The organism is Undibacterium sp. WLX3042, from assembly GCF_049544825.1.
In the GTDB taxonomy this organism is placed as follows: Bacteria; Pseudomonadota; Gammaproteobacteria; order Burkholderiales; family Burkholderiaceae_D; genus Undibacterium.
On sequence record NZ_CP186698.1, the window covers coordinates 2,723,103 to 2,745,726 of the forward strand.

Genomic DNA, 22,624 nt, shown 5'->3' on the forward strand with positions numbered 1-22,624 from the left:
AGCGCTAAATCGCTGATAACGACCGAGTATCAGTGATTGATGACAGCTTGCTGCTTCTCAGCAGGCGAGGCAGTGGGGGCAGAAGCGGGAGTAGGCGCATTTTTATCCAGAATCTGGACAAAAATCTCATCTTTTTTGATCATGCCTAATTCAAAGCGGGCGCGCTCTTCGACAGAGTCGGTACCGGTTTTCAGATCGGCAACTTCCGATTCCAGTTTGGCATTACGTTCTTTGAGTTTTTCATTCTGACTTTGCGCCTGAGCGACCTGACGTTCGAATTCCCACACGCGCAACCAGCCGCCCTTCCCTAACCATAAAGGATATTGGATCAGCACCAGCAAAATAACGAAGGAAACAGCAATCAGTCGCACAAAGACTCACATCAGAATAAAAATAGTAAAAAGGGGAACAGCGTTCCCCTTTTTTGCACCATGTTACCAGATCACTTCAGATTGTAAAATGCATCACGGCCTGGATAGCTCGCAATTTCACCCAAATCTTCTTCAATACGCAGTAACTGGTTGTATTTTGCCATACGGTCAGAACGCGACATGGAGCCGGTTTTGATCTGCAACGCATTCATACCAACCGCAATATCCGCAATCGTGCTGTCTTCTGTTTCACCGGAACGATGAGAAATCACCGCAGTGTAGCCGGCACGTTTCGCCATTTCAATCGCAGCGAAAGTTTCAGTCAGTGTACCAATCTGGTTAATTTTGATCAGGATAGAATTGGCGATATTTTTTTGTATGCCTTCTTTCAGGATCTTGGTGTTCGTGACGAACAAATCGTCGCCAACTAACTGTACTTTTTTGCCCAGTTTTTCAGTCAGAATTGCCCAACCTTCCCAGTCGCCTTCTGCCATCGCATCTTCGATAGAGATAATCGGATATTTATCAACCCAGGTCGCCAGCAGATTAGTGAAATCAGCAGAAGACAACGTCAGGCCCTCGCCTTCGAGATGGTATTTGCCGTCTTTGTAGAATTCAGATGCCGCACAATCCAGACCCAGAGCGATCTGTGTACCTGGCTCGTAACCTGCCGCTTCAATCGCCTGAATAATCATTTTGATCGCAGACTCGTGATTATCAACGGAAGGCGCAAAACCACCTTCGTCACCGACGGCCGTTGTCAGACCTTTGTCGTGCAGAATTTTTTTCAGAGCGTGGAATACTTCCGCGCCGTAGCGAATCGCTTCACGGAAAGTCGGTGCGCCAACAGGGATAATCATGAATTCCTGAATATCCAGATTATTGTCTGCATGGGCACCACCATTGATGACGTTCATCATCGGTACTGGCAACTGCATGGCACCGGAGCCGCCGAAATAACGATACAAAGGCAAGCCAGCTTCTTCTGCTGCTGCTTTTGCCACTGCCATCGATACGGCCAGGATGGCATTCGCACCAAGACGGGCTTTGTTTTCTGTACCGTCGAGATCAATCAGAGTACGGTCAAGGAAAGCTTGCTCATTTGCGTCCAGACCCATGATCGCTTCTGCGATTTCGGTATTGATATTTTCGCAGGCTTTCAACACGCCTTTACCCAGATAACGGGATTTGTCGCCATCGCGCAATTCGATTGCTTCACGTGAACCGGTAGAAGCACCAGATGGAACGGCAGCACGTCCCATCACACCAGATTCCAGCAAAACATCACATTCAACTGTCGGGTTACCGCGTGAATCAATCACCTCACGGCCGATAATATCAACGATGGCACTCATTTAATTCTCCTCAACGATCAATATAGATAATAAAGTAAAACCTGTTCTGACTATGTGCTCGGCGGAAAACCAAGCCGCAGATAAAACTATCGCGACGCCCCACTCATTTCAGAGCCGGACATCGCGGAGAACACATCGCTTTATCATTCGCCGCTTGCCATGAACTGACAACAGCAGCGCGTCATGCACATGCCAATTTATGCGAAGCTGGATTCGAGAAATCCGTTCTTTTTAACCACACGATCCAGATCAATCAGCGTGGATAATAATTCTTTCATGCGTCCCAGAGGCACGGCATTCGGACCATCAGACATTGCCTCTGCTGGATTCGGATGTGTCTCCATAAACAAGCCAGCCACACCAACCGCAACCGCAGCACGCGCCAGAACTGGCACGAACTCACGCTGACCACCGGACGTTGTCCCTTGACCACCCGGCAATTGCACAGAATGCGTAGCATCGAATACGACCGGACAATTGGTTTCACGCATAATCGCCAGCGAACGCATGTCTGACACCAGATTGTTGTAGCCGAATGAAGCACCACGTTCGCACGCCATGAAATTATCTTCATTCAGGCCAGCCGCTTTCGCTGCCGCACGCGCTTTGGCAATCACGTTGACCATATCATGCGGCGCCAGAAACTGGCCCTTCTTAATATTCACAGGCTTACCGGAACGACCGCAAGCTTCGATGAAGTCAGTCTGACGACACAGAAAAGCGGGCGTTTGCAGCACATCGACCACCGCCGCAACTGGCGCGATTTCATCAATCGCATGGATGTCCGTCAATACAGGAACACCGATCTGTTTTTTAACGTCGGCCAGAATCTCCAGACCTTTCTCCATACCGAGACCACGGAAAGAAGTACCTGAAGAACGATTCGCCTTGTCAAAAGAGGATTTATAGATAAACGGAATCCCCAATGCCTGCGTGATCTCTTTCAACTGGCCTGCAGTATCGAATGCCATTTGCTCAGATTCGATCACACAAGGACCAGCGATTAAGAAGAACGGCTGGTCGAGACCAACATCAAATCCGCATAATTTCATGCTTATTTTCCTTGAGCCTTTTTATGGGCAAGTGCAGCTTTGGCGAAAGAAATGAACAATGGGTGACCATCGCGAGGTGTTGATTTGAATTCCGGATGGTATTGAACACCCATGTACCAAGGATGCACATCACGCGGCAATTCCATGATCTCGCACAGACCTTCTGTCGCTGTACGGGAAGAGACCACCAGACCAGCCGCTTCAACACGATCCAGGTAATGGTTATTCGCTTCATAGCGGTGACGGTGACGCTCGGTCACTGCACTACCGTAAATTTCTGCAGCCAGCGTGCCTGGTTTAATCTCGCAAGTCTGCGCACCTAAACGCATCGTGCCACCAAGATCTGAATTTTCGTCGCGGCTTTCAACCTTACCATCATGGTTCTGCCATTCGTTGATCAGCGCAACAACCGGCTGCTCTGTCTCAGGATCAAATTCTGTGGAATTTGCCATTGTCAGTCCGGCTTTGTTGCGGGCATATTCAATCAGTGCGACCTGCATACCGAGGCAGATGCCTAGGTAAGGGATTTTGTTTTCGCGGGCATAACGTGCAGCAAGAATCTTACCTTCGACACCGCGTTTACCGAATCCGCCGGGCACCAGAATCGCATCATATTTTTCCAGCGCTTTAGTACCATGTGCTTCGATTTCTTCGGAATCTACGTATTCGATATTCACGCGGCTTTCGGTATGAATACCGGCGTGACGCAAAGCTTCCGTCAATGATTTGTAAGACTCTGTCAGATCAACATACTTACCAACCATGCCGATCGTGACTTCTTCTTTTGGATTTTCCAGCGCGTAGATCAGTTTGTCCCACATGGACAAATCTGCTGGTTTCGGTGACAAAGCCAGTTTGTCGCAGACAATCCTATCCAGCCCCTGATCATGCAACATCTGAGGAATTTTGTAGATGGTGTCGGCATCCCACACAGAAATCACTGCGTCTTCCGCCACGTTGGCGAACAAGGAAATTTTCGCCCGTTCATCATCGGGAATACGGCGGTCAGCACGGCACAGTAATGCATCCGGGAAAATACCGATCTCGCGCAGTTTTTGCACACTGTGCTGAGTAGGTTTAGTTTTCAATTCACCGGCAGCAGCAACATAAGGCACCAGCGTCAGGTGCACGAAGGCAGCGGCGTTGCGACCAGCGCGCAGACTCAGCTGACGTGCGGCTTCGAGGAAAGGTAAGGATTCGATATCACCGACGGTACCACCGATTTCAACCAGCGCCACATCTGCGCCTTCAGCACCACGGTAAATAAATTCCTGAATTTCATTGGTGATATGCGGAATCACCTGCACAGTCTTACCGAGATATTCGCCGCGACGTTCCTTGCGGATCACGGATTCATAAATCTGACCGGTCGTGAAGTTATTTACCTTCTTCATTTTTGAAGAAATGAAACGCTCGTAGTGTCCCAGATCAAGATCGGTTTCAGCGCCGTCATCGGTAACGAACACTTCACCGTGCTGGAATGGGCTCATGGTACCCGGATCTACGTTAATGTACGGATCCAGTTTGAGCATGGTAACTTTGAGGCCGCGCGATTCAAGGATGGCGGCGAGAGAGGCGGCAGCGATGCCTTTACCCAGTGAGGAGACTACGCCCCCCGTAACGAATACAAACTTAGTCATTGCAGAAGGTGCCGAACGGCACAAGCGGGAAATTCGAATTATACATCACTCTCAGACATGTAAGCGAATTTCCCCCTTCGTACCATCAACTTATTTTATTCTACATTGCGTATGAAAATTGCAATCTGACAAAATTCTGTGCACCAGTCGCATCGGATATCTGCTTTATTTCATTAGCTCTCCGCGACAATGATGCACTGACAGCATATTTTTCCGCCTGCCACAGATAACCAAGCTCTATTTCGCCCCCGTATCGTTTGGGAGTAAGTTTCCCCGGTTCATTGTTAAAGTAGCCCCCCTGTATTGTAGCGTTATAGCCCACGACTTTCGCCTCTGCTCTGGCAAAGGCATAATTTGCAGGCTGATACGGCAAACTATTTAAGTGACCGGCCCGCAATTCCAGCTGCGCGCTGGCATCCGTAAATATATTGCCGAAACGCGCCTTGAACCGGGGTGACATATCCACGCCTTCAAACGGCAAAAGGCGCCCCGGCGACATTTCGCCACCCAGAACCATTCCCCACTCATTACGCAGTTGAGTACTCCATGCCTGCGGTTGCGGTTGCTGCAAAATCCGGTGCAGATGATTTTGTGTCCACTCACCGCCAGCGCAAGGTCCGAGGCAGCCAACATCCACACTCCAGCGCCAGCTGCGCCCTGTCATTTGTGTTTTCTGTCCAAATACTCCTGCATATAGCCAGGCTGCATACGGATGGTCATTCGGAGCCAGTTGTGAAGGCTGCAGCTTGATGTCGGAAGATGTATACAAATCCTGCCCGACGCGCCATCCGTACTCAGTCGATTGTGTAGCTGTCTGACGAACAAAACCTTGCTGTAAATGATTACCGGCCGTATAGAAACGATCATCCTTATTCATTAACAGGCTATCGTTCTCAATTTCGAGTTGCCAGATGGATTTTCCCGATTCCCTTACCTGCACGAATTCAGACCATGACGGCCAGACAGTACTTTCATCGGCATAAACCAGGCTAGCCAGACTCAATAAGCTCATCGCGGATAAAACCCGGGCAATTTTTTTTGATGTCATCATTTTTATTTCGGATATAAATTTAACTCAGCCAGCATCTGCCTGACTGCGGTAGCAGTTTGCAAAGGCACTTCCATCGGGATCAGATGTCCGCCCTGTATCAGGGTGTAGTGCTTACCCATCAGTTTTTTCGTATAAAAGTCTCCGGCCTGACGACACTCAACCGACTCCGTTCCTCCGACAAAACCAATCGGTACCTGCGGTGGATGTCGCAGTAAACGGCCCAGAGTATGCGGCAGCGTCCGGTAGATTGCGGTTTCCACTTCGCGCGTGAATCGCAAAGTCACGCCTTCAGGACAAGGTTTCAGTCCGGCGTTGATGTAATCCCACAATACCTCAGGAGGCCAGATCGCAAATAATTCTTTGGCAGCAAAATGCTGATACGCCGCTTCTTTATCTTTCCAGATGTGTTTCCGCTTTTCAGCAAAACGGGCGGGTGACACTTTTTTATCCAGATTAAGTATTTTAAATATACGTAACAAGAAAGCACGCCAGCCGGCAACGATAGGCGAATCCAGAACAACCACACCCCTCACTAAATCCGGGCGCTCAGCGGCAGCGAGCAAACAGAGAATACCGCCAAGCGAATGTCCCACCAGTATCACCGGCTGCGAATAACGCTCCTGTAAGCTTGCAATCAATTCCTGCACAAGGCAAGGCCAGCCGTCGGTTACGGGATAAGCGGGATGATGCCCCACCATATCCGTGGAATGTACATCATAGACATCACGCAACTGATCAAGAAAAAGCCTGTAAGTACCGGAGGGAAAACTGTTCCCGTGAACAAAATGAAGGACTGACTTAGCGGTTTGTTCCACCATAATGAATACCGCATTATTGTGCGTACCAATAACGCGCATGCTCCTGTCTGAATTGAGAAAACTGCAATGATGTACCGAATTGTAATGTGATTGCACCCGATTCATCGGTTCTTAGACGTTTTACTCCAAAATCAGCGTAGCGATTCCACACTTCAGTTTTAGGATGGTGGTAACGATTCAGATAGCCCAACTGAAAAATGGCCAGCTCTGGTCGCACAGCTTGCAGAAACTCCGGCGTGGATGATGTACCGCTACCGTGATGCGGTGCCAGCAACACATCCGCTCTGAGCTTATCCGGAATACTATTCACCAGCTCATCTTCCTGCACTGCCTCGATATCTCCCGGCAATAACATGGCGTAATGACTGGTCGATACTTTCAATACACAACTGCGCGCATTCGGCTTCCATTTCGTACTGTCATAGCTCGCCGCAACCGGCTGCAATATCTCGAACAAGACGCCATCCCAACGCCATACCTGACCGGACTGGCAACGCCGGTGTTGTCGCGATTCAGCCACAATCGCACTGTCAGAATTTAATGAACTCAGCACCAGACTGACAGGCATTTGCTTCAGTATGCTCAGTGCACCGCCCGAATGATCGCTATCGTTATGCGACACGATCATGGCATCAAGCCCATTGATACCTTGCGCTTTCAGGTAAGGCAAAATAATTCTGCTGCCGCTGTCCGACTCTGCAGAATAGGCGGGACCTGTGTCGTACAGCAGACGATGAGCACTGGTTTCAATGAGTAAAGCCATGCCCTGCCCGACATCCAGCGCCGTCACTCTCAGTTGTCCCTCTGCGATGGGCGCAGGCTGAAAAGAAACCAAAGGCAAACAGCAAAATATCCCCAGCCAGCGCATAGGCCAGGCTTTCGGCAGCAGCATCCAGACAACACCTGCCAGTGCCAGCGCGAACACCCAGAAAGGAGGATAAGCCGCAGTCCATACGGCTGCCGGGAAAGCACTCAGCCAACTCAGAACGGTTGCCAGCATTTGCACAGTCTCATGCGCCAACGACAACACCATAGCAGACGCACCTGAAGGCAGAACGCTTCCCAACAAAGCCAGAGGTGTCACGACAAAACTGATCAGAGGAATCGCGACAGCGTTGGCGAGTGGGCTGATCAGGGAAAACTGCCCAAACAAAAACATCGTCAGAGGAACCAGCCCCACGGTCACTGCATACTGCGTTCGCGTCGCCACACGCAAGGATGATGCAAGCTGCTGTCGCCGGGTGACAGCACCACTGTCTTCATAGCCAACTGCAGCAAATAAAATAACGCCGACAGCACCGAAAGAAAGCCAGAACCCCGGAGACAGTACCGCCCACGGATCAAGTACCACAACCAATCCCAATGCCAGACACAATACCGATGAAAAGCTGGTCACCCGACCATTCCAGACGGCCAGCGCAACGACGCACAGCATGTATAAGGTACGCTGCGCAGGCACACCAAATCCCGCTAACGCCACATACAGAAACGCAACAACCGCTCCGGCAAGCGCCGCTACTTTTTGCGCAGGCACCAGCAAAGGCAGTGACAAGTTGAGGAAAAATGAATGTCGCCAGAGAAAAGAAATCAGCCCGGCGAACAAACCGGCGATCATTGTGATGTGTAATCCTGAGATGCTGATGAGGTGCCCAATCCCTGCCCGATTGAACACCGTCCAGTCCGATTGTGAGATTTCGCGCTGGTCGCCGATTACCAGCGCAACAATCACTCCGGCATAGGCTTTCCCGGGCAACGCGGCATGAATATGATCGCGCAGCGTGGCGCGGCAACGCTCAACGACGTTAGAAATACTCCAGACAAATTCTTGCAGACGTTGATTCGGATAAGCAGATGATGCTGGTCTGACGGTTCCCGTTGCGCGTATTCCCTGCTCCAGCAACCAGACTTCGTAATCAAAGCCATGTGGATTGGCAGAACCATGTGGGCGTTTTAAACGCAGATTGAATTGCCAACGTTCACCTGGCTGCACGTGCAAATCTTCCGTGCCTTGATACGCCGACAAAACAAGTTTTTCAGGAAAATGTTGACGTTCATCGACCGACAAATCGGGACTGATGACGCGCTCCACAGCAAAATTAAATCGTTCACCCTGGTCAAAATATGCGGGCAAACTATCTATCGTTCCCAGCACAACCAGATCTTTGCCTTCATACTTTGCAGGTAAAGACCTCGTCAGGTAAAAATGGGCGAACAGACTGGCCCAGACAAAACCGATGATACCAGCAAACAGCATCTGGCATAACACTCTTACGACCGCAGGCAGTTTCTGATAGATAGAAAAACGATAGCCTGCCAGCATCAGCAAGACTGCAGCAAACAACATCAGGTAAAGAGTATGCACCTCCAGCAAGGCAGCTTGCTGCTGCAACAAAGTGACACCGATCGCCAGGCCGATGCACAGCGCCTGCATATCAGACTCTGCGCATACGCGGCAGCACCGCCTGTGCATTGGCGGTCGTTATCATGCCGATGTCGGCCGGTGTCACCCCGCGCAGCCCGGCAAGCACTGCAGCGATGGCAGGTAATTCTGCCGGAGTATTGATCGCGCGTGGAATCCAGCTCGGCGACATATCCGGTGCATCTGTTTCCAACACCAGCGAAGTCAGAGGCAACTCTGTCGCCAGCCGCCGGATTTGCAACGCCCGCGTATAGGTCATCGCACCTCCAAACCCTAACTTAAAGCCAAGATCGATAAAGGTCTGCGCCTGCTGATGGCTGCCGTTAAACGCATGGGCAATACCACCCGGTACGCGGATACGACGCAGATACTTGAGTACCGTATCCTGCGACCGTCGCACATGTAGTAACACCGGAAGTTCAAACTCACGCGCAATTTTCAGTTGTTCAATAAAAAAAAATTCCTGTTTTTCCCGCAAAGGACTCTCTTTCAACGCGGGGACAAAAAAGTCGAGCCCGATTTCACCGATGGCGACAAAACGATTCGCAGGCAGTTGATTCTGCACATCTGTCACCACATTCGACGTGTTGTCCCGGCTCATCAATGCAGCCACTTTTTCACGCAAAAACAATAAGTCTTTCTCATCCGAAGTCGGCACGTACATAGGATGAATACCAAGCGCGTAAAAACAGTCCTCACGCTGTTGTGATAAAGCTTCGACGGCTGCGAAATTATTTTTATGCACCGCAGGAATCACGATTGCAGACACACCTGATTTCGCTGCTGCCTCAGCCATAGCAAGGGATGCCCCGGCAAATTCAGAGGCATCAAGATGGCAGTGTGTGTCTATCCACATGCAGATAACTTTCCTTAAGTCTTTTCCCGTATGAAAGCGTTTGCGGGTCAGTGCAATTGTTGCCTGGCAACCAGCACGCCATCGGCATCCGCGTAGATCCAGTCGCCAGGAGTGACCGCAACGCCAGCAATCGAAATACGCAGATTCTGCTCACCGCCACCCCGTTTGACGCTCTTGACGGGCATCGCAGCCAGGGCGCGGACACCGATGTTACAGGCGTTGATTTCATCGACGTCGCGAATACAGCCATGAACGACGATACCGGCCCAGCCATTTTTCTCAGCCAGCACCGCCAGATTGCCGCCAACCAAAGCGCAGCGCAGACTGCCACCACCATCAATCACGAGAACATGACCGTTACCAGGCGTCTCCAGCACGGTGCGCACCATGCCATTATCTTCAAACGCTTTCAGAGTCGTGGCGGGCCCGCTGAATTTTGTCGTCGCCCCATAACTCTTGAATACCGGTGGCAGTGCTGCCAGCTCACCGCTCGCCAATTTATCTTCGTTTGCATCACAGATATCGCAGCTTGCAAAGCTCATGGATTGTCCTCTTTCTTATTTTTTCCAAGCCTGCCAAAAGCGGCAGACCGACTCATTTTAGCCTGAGACTATGCAGCAGCCAATGCCCGGGTACGGCCGCCGACATTGACTGCAGTCAGTATCGTCAGCACCTGAAATACGCCGACGCAGATAAACACCCACGAAGAATGACGACCATCCATGATGGCACCAAACAGCAACGGTGCGACCGCCAGCCCGGAATCCAGACCTGAATAGACAATGCCGTACACGCGGCCAGTCGCATTTTTTGGCGTTGCAGCGCGAATCAACAAATCACGGGATGGGCCTGCAATGCCGGAACCAAAACCGATTCCCGCCATCAGTACAATCGCCATCAGCGTATTCGACCAACCGGTTGCCAGCAACAGTGAAAACACACCGGCCAGACTGAATGCAAGCGTAATAATTCTGTCGTGGTGACTGGCTCTGGCGGCCAGAAAACCGCCCAGCAACATGCCGCATGCCGACGCCAGCATGAACATGGTATAAGCCGTGGTTGCCGCATTTAAGGACATGCCATACAGATCACGCAAACCCGCGGCGGAAAAACTTTGTATGCCACCCAACGCCATCGCTGACATAAAAAAGAAACCGAAGCACATCCAGATCGCTGGAAGTTTCAGGAAATCCAGCACACCTTCTTTCGTATGAGCACTGGCATGTGGATGCGCCGGATGAACAATATCGGTATGCAATAAATCGCGATAAATAAACAAGAGCGTCAGCACCATGAAAGGCAGAAAGGCTGCACAAAATAAGGCGGTGCGCCAGGTTGTGAATTGGGCGATCGTGACCAGAAAAACAGGCGCGGCAGCCCAGCCCAGATTACCGCTGATGCCGTGCACAGAAAACGCATATCCCAGCCGCGCTGGTGACACCCGTTTATTCAGCAAAGTGTAATCAGAAGGATGGAACACGCTGTTACCAACACCGGCCAGCATCGCCCCCAGCAACAACATTGCATAATTTTGTGCCGATGACAGCACCAGCGCGGCAAATCCAAGGCAACTGATACCAAAGAATAAGACCGTACGCGCACCGAGTTTATCGACGACAAACCCGGACAAAGCCTGCCCTATACCTGAGATAACAAAGAACACCGTCATCAACAAGCCAAGTTCGGCATACGACAAACTGAATGCTTCTTTAATCCAGGGGAACAAAGGTGCCAGAATCATATGAAAAAAATGCGAAATAGCGTGGGCGACGCCGACCAGACCTATCACCATCGCATCTTGTTTTACCTGAGTAGGCGGCACTGGCGAGCCGGGCACAATTTCTGCTGCAGACATAAAAACTCCGGAATTTGAAGAAAACAGCGTCAGTCTAAGGAATTTCTATCAGGCAGATTTAAGATAACATGACATTATTTATCTCAAAACTGCCATATTTTAATTATGCGTACTCGCCAACTGACGCGCTATCAACCACATCCGCCGGAAAAACATCCGACACCAATGCGTCCGATACGGCTCAATTCCAGGGATCTGAAACATGCCAGAAATCTGGAAGCACATCAGCACGCATGGGGACAACTCACCTATACCCCTCAAGGCATGCTGCAGGTACTTGCCGATGGCAATATCTGGTTTGTACCACCAATGCGTGCAGTATGGATACCGCCAGACATGGTGCATGAAGTGCGCACCTTTGCAAATTCGCAGTTACGCGTGCTACAAATACACAAGGATTTCAATCCATTTCCCACCGACAGTTGCGTAATCATCGACGTATCAGGCCTGTTACGCGAGCTGATCGCGGCAATGGCACAATTTGAGCGGGGATGCAGTCGTGAAACCCACTTGTTTGAAGTGATCTTTGACGAATTGCGGGCAGCCAGACCGCTGCCCATTCACTTACCCATGCCTCAAGACAAAAGGCTCAAAAACTTATGCGAACGTCTGCTCAGCAATCCCGCCAATCAGGAAAGTCTGGATCTGTTGGCAAAACATAGTGGCGCATCAGCGCGAACTCTGAGCCGTTTATTTCACAAAGAGCTAAGCATGAGTTTCAGTCACTGGCGCCAGCAAATGCGTCTTGCGATGGCAACGCCGCTCATCGCATCAGGCATGTCATTATCACAAGTCGCAACAGAACTCGGCTATACCAGTCAGTCTGCTTTTTCTGCGATGTTCAAAAAGACGCTGGGTACAACTCCGACTATTTTCTTTAATAGAAGACCTGTCAGCAGAAAAAACAGCAACTCAATTCAGCAGACATAAAAAAAGGCGGTGCTAATGCACCGCCGTAACTTGCTCCCGGCTATTTAATCACACTTTACCGAAAACAAGTTCACCATCTTTCGCATCAACCGAAATAATATCTTTCGGTCCGAATTTTCCTTGCAAAATTTGCTTCGACAAAACATTTTCGATTTCCTGTTGTATTGCACGTTTCAAAGGACGTGCGCCATACACAGGATCGAAGCCAGCTTCGGCAATTTTCAGCAAGGCAGCATCGCTGACTTGCAAGCCCATCTCCATTTGCGACAAACGCTGCTCCAGCGTTTTGAGCTGTATCTTCGCAATCGCACCGATGTTTTTAGCGTCCAGCGCATGGAATACCACGATCTCATCAATCCGGTTAATGAATTCAGGCCGGAAATGGGTTTTCACTTCGCCCATGACTGCCATTTTCACGACCTCAGGATCGCTGCCTTCCATCGCCTGTATCTGATGCGAGCCAAGATTCGATGTCATTACAATCACGGTGTTTTTAAAGTCCACTGTGCGACCTTGTCCGTCGGTCATACGACCATCGTCCAGCACCTGCAACAAGACATTAAATACATCGTGATGTGCTTTTTCCACCTCATCAAGCAAAATCACACTGTATGGTTTGCGGCGTACTGCTTCGGTCAGATAACCCCCCTCCTCATAGCCGACATAACCCGGAGGCGCACCAATCAGCCGAGCCACGCTGTGTTTTTCCATGAATTCACTCATATCGATACGAATCAACGACTCTTCGGTATCGAACATGAAATTAGCCAGCGCTTTACACAGCTCAGTTTTACCGACACCGGTCGGGCCAAGGAACAGGAAAGAACCGTACGGACGGCCAGGATCACCCAGACCGGCACGCGAACGGCGGATCGCATCAGAAACAGCAACGATCGCTTCATGCTGACCGACTACGCGTTCATGCAGCGCATCTTCCATGTGCAGCAATTTTTCGCGCTCGCCCTGCATCATGCGGGAAACCGGGATACCGGTAGCACGTGAAACGATTTCGGCAATTTCTTCTGCGCCCACTTGCGTACGAAGTAATTTCAGCTTGCTGCCGTCAGCCTCGGGCTCTTTAACTGACTGTTTGTCAGCTTGTTTGAGCTGAGCCTCCAGCTCAGGCAAACGTCCGTACTGCAACTCTGACATGGTTTGCCAGTCGCCCTTGCGTTTTGCCTCCTCCATCTGGACGCGGATTTTCTCTATCTCTTCCTTGATGTGCGTACTGCCCTGCACCATGGCTTTTTCGGCTTTCCAGACTTCTTCCAGATCGGCATATTCGCGCGACAGTTTGTCGATTTCTTCCTCGATCAGCGCCAGACGTTTATGGGACGCTTCATCCTTTTCACGTTTCACCGCTTCACGTTCGATTTTCAACTGAATCAGACGACGATCGAGCTTATCCATCACCTCTGGTTTCGAATCGATCTCGATCTTGATTTTTGATGCAGCTTCATCAATCAGATCAATTGCCTTATCAGGCAAAAAGCGGTCGGTGATATAGCGATGCGACAATTCAGCCGCAGCGACAATTGCCGGATCGGTAATGTCAACGCCATGATGGACTTCGTATTTTTCCTGCAAGCCACGCAGGATCGCAATCGTCGCTTCAACACTGGGTTCATCGACAATAATTTTCTGGAAACGACGTTCCAGCGCGGCATCTTTCTCGATGTATTTGCGGTATTCATCCAGCGTGGTCGCACCAACGCAATGCAACTCGCCGCGTGCCAGTGCCGGTTTCAGCATATTGCCGGCATCCATCGCACCTTCGGCTTTACCCGCGCCGACCATGATGTGCAACTCGTCGATGAAGACGATGGTTTGCCCTTCATCAAGTGCGATTTCTTTCAGCACTGCTTTCAGGCGCTCTTCAAACTCACCACGGAATTTCGCACCCGCCAGCAACGCCGCCATATCCAGCGACAACACGCGTTTCGATTTCAGACTGTCCGGCACTTCGCCATTGACGATACGTTGCGCCAGACCTTCGACAATCGCGGTTTTACCGACACCGGGTTCACCGATCAGCACAGGATTATTTTTACTGCGACGCTGCAAAATCTGAATCGCACGACGGATTTCATCATCACGCCCGATCACAGGGTCAAGCTTGCCCAGACGTGCCCGTTCGGTCAGATCGAGTGTGTATTTTTTCAATGCTTCGCGCTGTCCCTCGGCATCCTGCGAATTGACGTTACCGCCACCGCGTACCGCTGAAATAGCCGCCTCTAAGGATTTACGGGTCAGGCCATTTTCACGCGCCAGTTTGCCTGCTTCGGATTTATCATCGGACAATGCCAGCAATACCATTTCACTTGCCAGAAACTCGTCACCGCGTTTTTGCGATTCCTTGTCTGCCAGATTCAGTAAGCCGGTTAATTCACGGCCGATCTGCACCTGGCCATCGGTGCCGGAAACTTTCGGCAGACGATCCATGGCGCTTTTGAGTCCGTTCACAAGCGCATTGACATTCACACCTGCGCGTTGCAGCAGTGAACGGCTGCCGCCATCTTCCTGATTGATTAAGGCCAGCAGCACATGTACTGGTTCTATATATTGATTGTCATTGCCGACTGCCTGACTTTGCGCGTCAGCCAGTGCTTCCTGTAACTTGGTAGTGAGTTTATCGAGACGCATTTGCTGCTCCTGTATGATGAATTATCGCTACAATTTGGGACGGCTATGCTGATTTCAAGCATGATCAAAAGATACTGCCTGCCTTATTTTTCGGCAAATCAAATTTGAAAATATATACCTTGAATTACGCTTTGTTTGCGCCATATCACGCTTTTCCGGCGGTACTTTCTCGCCGCGCAATTGGCGGCTAGCCAGAAGCAATCTGAGCTGCTCAAAAGAACAGCTCAGAGGCACTCGATGAGCGAATACAACAGATGTGGCCGGGCTCAGGAAAACCGACGCTGCGCTTTGAAATCTTCGGTGGCCTGCACCAGCGCAGAGGCAATCCCCGGCTCCATTGCTGCATGACCCGCGTCACCAATCACATGGTAAGAGGCTTCCGGCCACGCCTGATGCAGGCGATAGGCCGATACCGGTGGACAGATCACGTCATAACGCCCTTGCACGATCACAGCCGGCAGATGGCGGATTCTGGCGATATTGCGGATTAAAGCATCGTCTTCCATGAAAGCGCCGTGCAGCATGTAATGCGCTTCCAGGCGACCAATGCCGAGGCTGACCTCATCGGATTCGAAACTGGCAATTGCCTCGGCTTGCGGTTCCAGAAACAGGCAGGAACCTTCGTACCGACTCCAGTTACGTGCCGCTTCCATATAGATCGCCGGATCATCACAGAACAGACGCTTCACGTACGCCTGCAGCAGATCGCCGCGCTCTTCAACTGGAATCGCTTCAGCAAAACGCTGATGAATTTCAGGATAAAAATATCCCATGCCGTTGACGAACCAATCAACCTCGGTCTTAGTGCACAGGAAAATGCCACGCAGGATAAAACCAAGGCAGCGTTCAGGATGCGCTTCGCCATACGCCAGCGCCAGTGTGGAACCCCAGGAACCGCCAAAGACCAGCCATTGCGGTATGCCGAGCATGACGCGGATTTTTTCTATGTCTTCAATCAACAGCGCTGTGGTGTTATTCTGATATTCGCCCAGCGGGGTGGATTTACCGGCGCCGCGCTGATCGAATAACACGATGCGGTAATGCGCTGGATCAAAAAAACGACGGTGCGACGGTGAAGTGCCCGCACCGGGGCCACCGTGCAGGAACAGCACTGGCTGCCCTTCAGGATTGCCGCACTCTTCCCAGTACAGCGTATGTAATTCGTCCACCGCCAGCGTGCCGCTACGGTAGGGTTCAATTTCAGGAAAAACAGTGCGCATGGTGTCGCTTGTCATGATGTCAGTTCAGTCAGATGATGTCGTTTGCTGTGATTTACGGAAGGGCAAGTATGTGCAGGGACACCCGACACGGCGAAATAGTTGCAGCAAGCCAAAAACCAGAAAAAACAGCCTTTTAAGAGAAAAATATACTCCCCGGAGTATATTTTAAAGTCCTTTGTTTTCGCTAAAAATAAGGCAAAAACAGCACATACTCCCCCTTTTTTAATAATTCAGCCAGCGATAGCGCGGTAACTGGCAAAGCCGGCAAAGCAGCACAGGATAGAACCCAGCAAATGCACGCTGATATGTGCCAGCGCCCAGCCAAACTCGCCCCGCTGCAGCAAGGTCATGGATTCGGCAGAAAACGTGGAAAACGTGGTCAGACCGCCGAGAAAGCCGGTCACCAGAAATAATCGCCACGCCGGTGATAAATCGGGATACGCCGTAAAAAAAGCCACTGCCAGCCCGATGATATAACCACCGCCCAGATTCGCTGCCAGCGTGCCCACCGGCAATTGCGCCACTACGCCATTGAGCCACAAACCCAGCCCCCAGCGTGCCCACGCTCCGATTGCGGCACCGCTGCCAACCGCCAGCCAGCCCAGCCAGTTCATGCTGACGCTCCGTCAGGTGAGGCGGAACCTGTCGCGGCATTGTTTGCAGAAATGCCCCATTTGTTCAGCGCCTGATCATCGGCTTCACGCGCATCAACCCAGCGCGCGCCTTCCGGTGTCTGCTCTTTTTTCCAGAACGGTGCCTGCGTTTTCAGATAATCCATGATGAATTCGCAGGCAGCAAAGGCTTCGCCACGGTGTTTCGATGCAGTGACCACGAGCACGATCTGATCCGCAGGCATCAAAGCGCCAACGCGATGAATGACCAGCGTATCAAGCAGCGCCCAGCGCGCATTCGCCTGTGCAACGATGTCGGCTAGTGCTTTTTCCGTCATCACGGGATAATGTTCCAACTCCATTGCTGAGACATTCTGACCATCATTCAGATCACGCACAACGCCGACAAAACTGACGATGGCACCAATCGCGGTATTGTTTTTGCGCAGCTTGGCGACTTCGGTACTCAGATCAAAATCTTCGGTCTGTACGCGCACAGTCATGATTTAACCTCCGGTCACAGGTGGGAAGAATGCCACTTCACCGCCTTCGCTGATGGGTGTTTCTGCATCGCACATCACATGCGCAAACGCCATGCGCAACGCACGGTCATCGGCCAGCACTTCCGCCCAGAGGCCACCGCGCGACTGCAGATAAGCGCGCACGCCGCCGACGGTGATAATTTCATCCGGCAAAGTAACGGTTTCTTCAGATAAGCCGAGTTTTTCACGAACGCTGGCAAAAAAACGTAATTGAATTTTCATGATGCAATTTTATCGGTAAGGCGGAAAAATCTAAAATGATGCGAACGGTAAAAAACGTACCTGGTCGCCAGCCTGAATGACCTGCCCCGGCGCCACGTCAATCAGGCCATCTCCCCACACGGTGGATGTCAGCACGCCTGAACTCTGATTCGGGAACAAATCCAGCCCGCCTTGCGAATTGATGCGGGCACGTAAAAATTCATTACGACGATCGGGTTTAGGCCAGTTGAAATCGGCACGCATGACGTAAGATTGCGGCGCGACCTTTTCAACACCTTGCATGCGTAGCAGAAATGGTCGCACAAACAACAAAAAGGTCACGTAGCTCGACACCGGATTTCCCGGCAAGCCAAGGAAAAATGCCTGCCCGACTTCACCAAAGGCGAGCGGCTTACCCGGTTTCACAGCGATCTGCCACATATTCAGGCGCCCTTCGGCTTCTACCGCTGGCTTGATGTGATCCTCTTCACCGACGGAAACACCACCGGAGGTAATAATTAAATCGTGTTCCTGCGCCGCTTTACGCAAGGTGTCGCGCGTCGCCGCCAGTGTATCCGGCACAATGCCGTAGTCGGTAATGTCGCAGCCCATATCCTGCAGCAGGCCAGTCAGCGTGAAACGATTGGAGTTATAGATCGAACCCGGCTTCAACGCTTCACCCGGCATCGCGAGTTCGTCACCGGTAAAAAACACCGCAACCCGTGGTTTGCGGATGACGGGTAATTGCGCCAGTCCAACCGAGGCCGCCAGCCCAAGTTCCTGCGCCCGCAAGCGGGTTCCGGGCTGCAATATGGTCGCACCAGCAGCGATATCTTCACCCTGACGGCGTATCCATTCGCCTGTTTGCGGTTGATGACGGATGACGACATAGTCACCATCAACCACGCATTGCTCTTGCATGACGACGGCGTCGGCTCCGGCTGGGATCATCGCTCCGGTAAAAATTCGGGCAGCCGTTCCGGCTTCCAAAGGCGTGCCTATATGTCCGGCGGGAACCCGCTGCGCGACCCGCAGGCGCGCTTCGCCGCTGACGCAATCAGCTGCCCGCACCGCGTAGCCGTCCATTTGCGTGTTGTCCATCGGTGGCACGTGCAGCAGTGAGGACTGTGCCTGTGCCAGCACGCGGCCATGCGCATCGATCGTCGGAATGAGATTGGTGTCAGTCAGCGGGCGTGCCGCTGACAATAAAAAATTGAGCGCCTGATCGACGCTCAACATAGATTTTTTTTCGGTCATATCACATGCTCAGGAATGATGAAGTACGTATTCCTGCATTGTATCCCGAAGGCAGCAATGACACACTGCTACCTTCGGGGGATACGACTTCCCGGCATTACTGCATAGGAACGAGCTGACCGTTTTGCATGATGACGCGTATCCGGTCGCCGACGCGATAACCGGCGTGGTTATCGATCAGCATCGTCCGGGTCTCGCCGTTAGGAAACTGTACCGTCAATTCGGTACGCATTTTCTGCCCCGCCGAACCACGCTCCATCTGATTGCCGACGATACCACCCGCGATAGCACCGCCTATCGTCGCCAGGTCATTACCAGTGCCTTTGCCGACCTGATGTCCAAGCACACCACCAACCAGCGCGCCGACGACCGTTCCCGCACCCGATACATTGCCGTCAACAGTAACATTGCGCATACCTACGATCGTTGCCAGTTCACCATAATTCTGCTGATTCTGGTGTTGATTCTGATACTGAGGATAGGTACTCGGCTGACGATCCGGATATTGCCGGGAATGCTGATGCGGATATTGATTCGGATATTGCTGAGGATAATTTTCTGTATAGCGCTGATTTGCACAGCCGGAAAGCGCCGTGATCACTAACGCCGTTAACAGTAATTGAGTTCGCATGTCTGACTCCCAAAAAGATCGCATCTGCAAATAACGCGAAGGCGACGCTGTGTGTTGACACGAATATGACACTGATTTGATACTGAAGCAAGACAGCCGTTTTTCTTGCGTCCGCCGGACTGAAATGCAATCCGGTGATGAATAGAGAATTTACATTGTTATTATCGAATATCACTATAATCTGTCGCTGACATCCCTCTCTGCTCAGACTATTCATGTTGAATCCGACTGTCTTGCGCCATTGCTGGCGACCATTTCTCGCTATTGTCTTGTTGCTGACCAGCGCCTGCTTACCAATCAGTTTGCGCGCTGAAAACGCAGCGTACCAATTCTCACCCGTGAATCAATACGACATCAATCTGACGGCTGCTTACTGGAACCCGATCATTAATTATGTGTCGGAAAAAAGCGGCGTCAAGCTGAGCTTGAAAATGGGCAGAACATCTGCTGATACAACCAGTTTCGTACTGGCCAAAGAAGTCGATTTTGCTTTCACTAATCATCTCTTCTCGCCAGACAGGGAAAAGTTAGGATGGAAGGTGTTTGGCCGCAGAAATGTTCCTCCTGTCAGCGGACAAATCATCGTTCCGGAAGAATCGACCATCACCGATATTACACAACTTAAAGGCAAAGACATCGCCTTTCCCGGTCCGGAAGCACTGGTGGCTTACAAAGTACCGATGGCACACCTGATCAACAAAGGCATCGATGTCAATGTTATTTTCGGCGGCAATCAGAATGGTGCAATCGCGCAGATGCTGGCGGGCAAGGTGCAGGCGACGGGCGGTAATTCCCAGCTGATTTCAGCCTATTCTGCACGTGAAAAGAAAAAATTCCGTATTCTGTGGACGTCTGAGCCATATTATGACCTGGCATTAATGGCCTCAGACAAGGTCCGGCTCGCGGACTTGAAAGCGGTATCGACCGCGTTTTTCAATATGAAAAATGACCCGCAAGGCAAAGTGGTACTGCAACAGGCATCCGCAAAAATAGGTCTTACGGGAGACATTTATTTCATCCAGTCAGATGGCAGTGAATATGCAAGCTACCGGAAGTTCTATCAATCCGCTCCCGTGAACTTGCGTTGATTCGTTTTCAAAAAGATTATCACGTGCGATTTTTAAGATTTTTCCTACCTGAATCTCTGGTACTCCGGGTATATATGCTGTATTCCGCCACCTGGCTGTTACTGATGTGCGCCGGCATTGGTTTGTACTACGAAACCCGCTTTACACAGGAAATTGAAGATGTGCAGGAATCTGCAGGTTCTATGCTGGAAGTCGCCGCAAGAACCATCACTGACAGCGCCGTTATCGGCGATTACGACAGTATCAAGCGTACGCTCGACAGCATGGTGCTCAGCCCTAATTTTGCAGCTGCAAAATTTATTCCGTTACAACAAGGACTGATTGAAAGTACACAGAGAAGCAATATCAATAAAGATGATATTCCTTCGTGGGTCATTCATCGGGTACAACATCGTCTGTATGATGATAATCGTATTATCAAGGTAGGCGGACAAGACTACGGTGTATTGCGACTGGTTTTCGATGATGCACAAATTGCCTATCGCATGTGGCAAATGATGCAGGCCGCATCAGCGTTGACCCTGGCAAGCTTCCTGTTTGGTCTGATCCTGATCTGGTTCCCTCTCAAACGCTGGCTGGGGAGTCTTCAGAAATCCAAAGTTTTGCAACTGGGAACGATGAGCGGTCACGACAGCGAATATGCCAGTCTGATCCAGAATGCACCACTGGAGATAAGGGAAACGCTGATCACCTTACAAAATACCGCCAGTCAGTTGCGAACTGAACTTAATGAGCGTGAAAATACCTTAAATTCTCTCAAACACATTCTGATTAACCTGTTACCTGACATCAAAGATAAGCCCGTCGAAGGTAAAAACATCGCAGCTATACTAGCCAGTATAGAAAAGTTAGTGGCTGAAGCAGAACACATACGACTAGATCTGATCTCTGCGAAAGAAGCCGCTGAAGGTGCGAACAAAGCAAAGAGCGCTTTCCTTGCGAATATGAGTCATGAGATACGGACACCGATGAATGGTGTGATTGGCATGCTGGAACTAACTATGGATACGGCGCTTACTGCGGAACAAAAAGAATTCCTGCATATGGCGCACAGTTCGGCTAAAAATTTACTGGTGATCATCAACGACATTCTTGATTTCAGCAAAATAGAGGCCGATAAAGTTGAACTGGAATCTATTGATATACCGTTGCGGGAACTATTAGATGAAATAGTTAAGTTACACGAAATAAGTGCGCATAAGAAAAACCTGAGCATGCAGTGTCATTTCGCCAGCAATTTACCTGATGTCATCATCGGTGATCCGGTTCGCATACGTCAGATCGTTCATAATCTGCTCGCTAATGCAGTCAAATTCACTGATCAGGGCGGCGTTCGCTTTGATGTTGCAGTCACGGATGATAAAAAAAACACACCTCAGTTACTCATTTCTGTGACAGATTCAGGTATCGGCATCCTGAAATCAGAGCAGAGTTATATATTTGATGCTTTTTCTCAGCAGGACGTCTCCACAACCCGTCGCTTTGGTGGTACAGGACTGGGCCTCAGCATCAGTAATAAACTGGCACAACTTATGGGTGGTAGTATTTCCATCCAAAGCGAAGTTGGAAAAGGCAGTCGATTCACTTGCAGTTTGCCATTAAATATTTCAGGGAAGCATAAGCTGGTAAACGACCAGAAAGAAGCGGAACACCAAACTACCCTTCAGCGTCAGTTGAAAATATTAATTGCCGAAGATAATCCAGTGAATCAGACACTGATTACAAATTTAGTAGGACGACAAGGACACCACACTACACTGGTCAATAATGGAGCGGAGGCGATCAGTCAGTGGAAAGAAGATAAATTTGATCTGATTCTGATGGATATGCAGATGCCGGTCATGGGTGGCATGGAAGCAACAAAGGAAATACGTAGAATAGAAGAAGAAAAAAAGACTAAACGCAAAATACCGATATACGCACTAACGGCATCAGCGATGTCGGATGAAAAAGAAGAAGCCTTAAAATCCGGCCTCGATGGTTATCTGACCAAGCCAATCAATCGTACTATCCTCTCCGAAGTGTTGGCAAAAGTTGCTGGTGATGAGTAGCTAAAAAATAAATACTAATAGCCTCCACCACAT

20 protein-coding genes are annotated in these 22,624 nt (G+C 50.6%); 3 read left to right on the forward strand and 17 right to left on the reverse strand.

Features of this window, described 5'->3' with window-relative positions:
* Nucleotides 1–29: 29 nt before the first annotated feature.
* From ftsB to ACPAOP_RS12350, 10 genes are all read right to left on the reverse strand, one after another.
* Nucleotides 30–371 carry a cell division protein FtsB gene (gene ftsB / locus ACPAOP_RS12305; protein ID WP_423681558.1) on the reverse strand — a complete coding sequence of 114 codons (342 nt, stop codon included), beginning with the start codon at nucleotides 369–371 and terminating at the stop codon, nucleotides 30–32.
* A gap of 71 nt (nucleotides 372–442) precedes the next feature.
* Entirely contained in the window at nucleotides 443–1,726 is a 1,284-nt protein-coding gene (gene eno, locus ACPAOP_RS12310; protein ID WP_423681557.1) for a phosphopyruvate hydratase, read from the reverse strand.
* Between the two features lie 197 nt (nucleotides 1,727–1,923).
* Nucleotides 1,924–2,778 (reverse strand): 3-deoxy-8-phosphooctulonate synthase, encoded by an 855-nt coding sequence (gene kdsA / locus ACPAOP_RS12315; RefSeq protein ID WP_423681556.1) that lies wholly within the window; start codon nucleotides 2,776–2,778, stop codon nucleotides 1,924–1,926.
* 2 nt (nucleotides 2,779–2,780) lie between these two features.
* Nucleotides 2,781–4,418: a CTP synthase gene (locus ACPAOP_RS12320; RefSeq protein ID WP_423681555.1), complete on the reverse strand. Its 1,638-nt coding sequence runs from the start codon at nucleotides 4,416–4,418 to the stop codon at nucleotides 2,781–2,783.
* Nucleotides 4,419–4,518: 100 nt separating this feature from the next.
* The gene (locus ACPAOP_RS12325; RefSeq protein ID WP_423708220.1) at nucleotides 4,519–5,469 is read right to left on the reverse strand and encodes a lipid A-modifier LpxR family protein; all 951 of its coding nucleotides are present in this window, start codon (nucleotides 5,467–5,469) and stop codon (nucleotides 4,519–4,521) included.
* Nucleotides 5,470–5,471: 2 nt separating this feature from the next.
* Nucleotides 5,472–6,326 carry an alpha/beta fold hydrolase gene (locus tag ACPAOP_RS12330; RefSeq protein WP_423708221.1) on the reverse strand — a complete coding sequence of 285 codons (855 nt, stop codon included), beginning with the start codon at nucleotides 6,324–6,326 and terminating at the stop codon, nucleotides 5,472–5,474.
* Nucleotides 6,301–8,718, reverse strand: a complete 2,418-nt coding sequence (locus ACPAOP_RS12335; RefSeq protein WP_423708222.1) for a DNA internalization-related competence protein ComEC/Rec2 — start codon at nucleotides 8,716–8,718, stop codon at nucleotides 6,301–6,303. Before ACPAOP_RS12335 ends, ACPAOP_RS12330 begins: the two co-directional genes overlap by 26 nt.
* A gap of 1 nt (nucleotide 8,719) precedes the next feature.
* Nucleotides 8,720–9,562, reverse strand: a complete 843-nt coding sequence (locus ACPAOP_RS12340; protein ID WP_423708223.1) for a TatD family hydrolase — start codon at nucleotides 9,560–9,562, stop codon at nucleotides 8,720–8,722.
* 47 nt (nucleotides 9,563–9,609) lie between these two features.
* On the reverse strand, nucleotides 9,610–10,104 hold the full coding sequence (gene rraA, locus ACPAOP_RS12345; protein WP_423708224.1) for a ribonuclease E activity regulator RraA: 495 nt from the start codon (nucleotides 10,102–10,104) through the stop codon (nucleotides 9,610–9,612).
* A 68-nt stretch (nucleotides 10,105–10,172) separates the two neighbouring features.
* Nucleotides 10,173–11,417 (reverse strand): MFS transporter, encoded by a 1,245-nt coding sequence (locus tag ACPAOP_RS12350; protein ID WP_423708225.1) that lies wholly within the window; start codon nucleotides 11,415–11,417, stop codon nucleotides 10,173–10,175.
* A gap of 105 nt (nucleotides 11,418–11,522) precedes the next feature.
* On the opposite strand from ACPAOP_RS12350, the gene ACPAOP_RS12355 reads away from it, so the two are divergent.
* Nucleotides 11,523–12,347 carry an AraC family transcriptional regulator gene (locus ACPAOP_RS12355; RefSeq protein ID WP_423708226.1) on the forward strand — a complete coding sequence of 275 codons (825 nt, stop codon included), beginning with the start codon at nucleotides 11,523–11,525 and terminating at the stop codon, nucleotides 12,345–12,347.
* A 48-nt stretch (nucleotides 12,348–12,395) separates the two neighbouring features.
* On the opposite strand, the gene clpB is transcribed toward ACPAOP_RS12355, so the two are convergent.
* The 7 genes from clpB to ACPAOP_RS12390 all read right to left on the reverse strand — a co-directional run bounded on the left by clpB (nucleotide 12,396) and on the right by ACPAOP_RS12390 (nucleotide 19,452).
* Nucleotides 12,396–14,990 (reverse strand): ATP-dependent chaperone ClpB, encoded by a 2,595-nt coding sequence (gene clpB / locus ACPAOP_RS12360; protein ID WP_423708227.1) that lies wholly within the window; start codon nucleotides 14,988–14,990, stop codon nucleotides 12,396–12,398.
* Nucleotides 14,991–15,256: 266 nt separating this feature from the next.
* Entirely contained in the window at nucleotides 15,257–16,225 is a 969-nt protein-coding gene (pip, locus tag ACPAOP_RS12365) for a prolyl aminopeptidase (RefSeq protein ID WP_423708228.1), read from the reverse strand.
* A 215-nt stretch (nucleotides 16,226–16,440) separates the two neighbouring features.
* The gene (gene crcB, locus ACPAOP_RS12370; RefSeq protein WP_190478764.1) at nucleotides 16,441–16,815 is read right to left on the reverse strand and encodes a fluoride efflux transporter CrcB; all 375 of its coding nucleotides are present in this window, start codon (nucleotides 16,813–16,815) and stop codon (nucleotides 16,441–16,443) included.
* A gap of 5 nt (nucleotides 16,816–16,820) precedes the next feature.
* A complete protein-coding gene (gene moaE, locus ACPAOP_RS12375; RefSeq protein ID WP_423708229.1) occupies nucleotides 16,821–17,324 on the reverse strand; it encodes a molybdopterin synthase catalytic subunit MoaE in 504 nt (167 codons plus the stop codon).
* 3 nt (nucleotides 17,325–17,327) lie between these two features.
* Nucleotides 17,328–17,585 (reverse strand): molybdopterin converting factor subunit 1, encoded by a 258-nt coding sequence (gene moaD, locus ACPAOP_RS12380; RefSeq protein ID WP_423708230.1) that lies wholly within the window; start codon nucleotides 17,583–17,585, stop codon nucleotides 17,328–17,330.
* Nucleotides 17,586–17,615: 30 nt separating this feature from the next.
* Complete coding sequence (gene glp / locus ACPAOP_RS12385; protein ID WP_423708231.1) at nucleotides 17,616–18,821, reverse strand: gephyrin-like molybdotransferase Glp; 1,206 nt, start codon at nucleotides 18,819–18,821, stop codon at nucleotides 17,616–17,618.
* A gap of 97 nt (nucleotides 18,822–18,918) precedes the next feature.
* Complete coding sequence (locus tag ACPAOP_RS12390; RefSeq protein ID WP_423708232.1) at nucleotides 18,919–19,452, reverse strand: glycine zipper 2TM domain-containing protein; 534 nt, start codon at nucleotides 19,450–19,452, stop codon at nucleotides 18,919–18,921.
* 215 nt (nucleotides 19,453–19,667) lie between these two features.
* Between ACPAOP_RS12390 and ACPAOP_RS12395 the strand changes: the two genes are divergently transcribed.
* Nucleotides 19,668–20,540, forward strand: coding sequence for a phosphate/phosphite/phosphonate ABC transporter substrate-binding protein (locus tag ACPAOP_RS12395; RefSeq protein ID WP_423708233.1), 873 nt, complete (start codon nucleotides 19,668–19,670; stop codon nucleotides 20,538–20,540).
* A 23-nt stretch (nucleotides 20,541–20,563) separates the two neighbouring features.
* Entirely contained in the window at nucleotides 20,564–22,591 is a 2,028-nt protein-coding gene (locus tag ACPAOP_RS12400; protein WP_423708234.1) for an ATP-binding protein, read from the forward strand.
* Nucleotides 22,592–22,624 lie beyond the last annotated feature (33 nt).